This is a genomic window from Peptidiphaga sp. (assembly GCF_057238965.1).
On record NZ_DBHHEV010000016.1, the window covers coordinates 1 to 2,784 of the forward strand.

Annotated in this window: 1 protein-coding gene and 2 pseudogenes; all 3 read right to left on the bottom strand. The window is 66.4% G+C overall.

Annotated elements, in window-relative coordinates; translation table 11 throughout:
• Positions 1-929 (bottom strand): annotated as a pseudogene (locus tag ACO48X_RS03445) (5-methyltetrahydropteroyltriglutamate--homocysteine S-methyltransferase); the annotation flags it as partial.
• Positions 930-1,019: 90 nt separating this feature from the next.
• On the bottom strand, positions 1,020-2,027 hold the full coding sequence (locus tag ACO48X_RS03450; RefSeq protein WP_485000568.1) for a methylenetetrahydrofolate reductase: 1,008 nt from the start codon (positions 2,025-2,027) through the stop codon (positions 1,020-1,022).
• Positions 2,028-2,416: 389 nt separating this feature from the next.
• Positions 2,417-2,784 (bottom strand): annotated as a pseudogene (locus ACO48X_RS03455) (Tat pathway signal sequence); the annotation flags it as partial.

Sequence of the window (2,784 nt, forward strand, 5' to 3'; positions counted from 1 at the left end):
CGCCCGAGGTCGGCCGTCCAGATATTGCGCCCGTCGATCACGCCGGCCACGAGCACGACCTCGGAGAAGTCGACGCCCGATCCGGCGAAGGGCGCGAGCTGGCCGGCCGCGGCGTGGATCGCCTCGACCCCCGTCTGGGTCAGGGCGGGGATCGCCTGGCTGGCGTCGCCGTAAGGCGTGGTGACGAGGATGCTCGGGCGCGGGTCGACGGCTGCGAGCTGCTGCCACGCCCGGAACGCCGCGGCGACGAGGTCGCTGCGCGCCGCCGGAAGGTTGTCTGAGGTCAATGCGGGCTCGTCGAATTGCACCCATTCGGCCCCCGCGGCGGCCAATTCGCCCAAAAGCTCGGCGTATGCGTCGACGACGTCGTCAAGCCGGTCAAGCGGCGAGAACTCCGCTGGAGCGCCGTCGGCCGCCTTGGCGAGCGCGAGGTACGTCACCGGGCCGACCAGCGTGGGGCGAACGTCGAAACCGGCCTCCCGGGCCTCGGCGAAACGTTCGACGACGCCGCGGTCCGCCAGCCCGATAGGAGTTTCGGGGCCGATTTCAGGGACGAGGTAGTGATAGTTCGTGTCGAACCACTTTGTCATCTCCTGCGGCGGCGCCGTGTCGTTGCCGCGGGCCAGGGAAAAGTAAAGGTCGTATCCCGTGCGCCCGGCGAAGCGTTCGGGAATGGCGCCGAGGAGCACCGTCACGTCGAGGACCTGGTCGTAGAGCGAGAACGATTCGGGAATCGAGGCGGCCTCGGTCAGGCCCAGCTCGCGCAGCCGCTTGTAGCTCGCCAGGCGAAGGCCGCGCTCGGCGCTCTTCAGCTCGTCCGCGTCGATTTTCCCCGCCCAGTAGGATTCGACGGCGCGCTTGAGTTCGCGGGAAGGCCCGATCCTCGGGTACCCGAGGATCGTCGCGGAAGGGAAGCGGGGTGATGTCATGAGGATTCTCCAGGTGTTTGATAGGGGTTGACGGTCCGCTCGCGTCGCGGGCCCGCCGGCTGACGGACGACGTCGCGTTGCGGGGCGGGCCTAGCTTTCGGAGGGTTTGACGCTTGCAGAGGAATCGACGCTTTCGGCAGGCTCGACGAGCCCGATCTGCTCGAGCAAGGCCAGGGCGGGCTCGGGTTTGTTGTACGTGTACAGGTGCAGTCCGGGCGCGCCGGATTCGAGGACCTCCCGGGCGATGCGGGCGGCTTCGGCGACGCCGGAGAAAGCGGCGGCCTCGGCGTCGTCGGCCGCCCTCAAACGCTCGACGAGCGAATCGGGGGGCGTTATTCCGGTCAGATCGGATGTGCGCGAAAGCCTCCGAAGGTCGGAGGGGACGAGGAGGCCCGCGAGGATGGGTATGTAGACGCCGGCCTGCCGGGCCTTGTCGACGAAGGAGATGTAGGTCTGCGCGTCCCAGAACAACTGGGTGATGGCGAAGCTGGCGCCAGCGGCCTGCTTGAGCAGAAGGCGTTCGACTTCCTGTTCGGGATTCGTTCCGGCCGCAGGATTGCCCGAGGGGAAGGCTGCGACCGAGATCGTCAACGGGCTCACTGCCGCGCGCAGCGCCGCCGATCCGTTCGCCGCGCAGCGGCGCGTCTCGACGCTGCGGATGAGCGCGACGAGCTCGGTGGCCGACGAGACGCCGCCCAGGGGCGGCCTCCAATCGGGATCGTCGGCGGGCGGGTCTCCGCGCAGGGCGAGAAAGGTTCGAACGTCGGCGTCAAGGTAATCCTCTATCACCGACTCGACGGTGCGCACGGACGTTCCGACGCAGGTCAGATGGGCAATCGGATTGATGGGGGTGTCGCGGGACAGTCGCGTGACGATGTCTCGCGCGCTGAACCGGTTCTTCCCTCCCGCGCCATATGTGACGGAGACGAAATCCGGCTGAACGGCCAGCAGTCTGTCGATCATCGTCCAGAAGGCCGGTGTGTTCTCGGGGCGCCTGGGCGGCATAACTTCGAAGGAAACCGTAGTGTGTGCGCGGCTGTGGCTGCGTTCGCCCGAAAAGCCCCCTGTGACGGGCGCTGTGAGAGAAGGTTGAAACATGGGAGAAAGAGGCAACTGTTCACGTCCTAAGGCAGCGTCGCAAATGCGACGTTCGGAAAAGGGCTTTGTGAGTTACCTAGGCATTCGGGCGCGCGCACTTCCGCGCTTGGCTGTACTCGGCGCACGCTTGATCGTCATGGCTCAATTATGCACGAGAGCGGGGGTCGGTGCACAAGCGGCGCGTATCGGCTCCGTGCGAGGCGGGTCGCGCAAGCTCAAGGCGCAGGCGGGGGACAGGAGCCTCATCGGCTGCGTGCGAGGCGGGTCGCGCTGAATTAGGAGACGGCGCAGAGTTTGACGCGGGCGCCGCCCGTTTTCCGCGTGCGGCCCGGGCATCGGGTGGATGCGCGGGCCGCGGCGGGGAAACGATATTCAGTTGTGTCAAGGGGTCACATCTTCTTCAGTTGTTCGCGAATGCTGGGCCACAGCGATTGGGCGGCGGGCGCGTCGACGGCGTCCTGGCGGAAGTACCACCAGAAGTATCCTCCGGCGTACCGCGAGCCGACGGCGTTCTTCATCTGCCTGTGCATGCCGTAGTAATAGTTCGCCAGCCGGTTCTTCTCGGCGAAATCCGGTTCGGCGACTCCCTCGTCCTCGGGACGCTGGGCGCCCACTTCGCCGATTCCCAGGTACGCGTTGGGGAAAAACTCGCCCAAAGACTTAAGCGTCTTGGACAGGTCCTGTGCAGAGGGGTGCTGGCGCGGTGTGCAGACGGTTTCGTAGACGGAGAGGAAGACGTAATCGATCTTGCTGAAGT

Coding starts and splice junctions, on each gene's coding strand:
- ACO48X_RS03450 (WP_485000568.1), bottom strand. CDS start 2,027: ATGTTTCAACCTTCTCTCACAGCGCCCGTCACAGGGGGCTTTTCGGGC.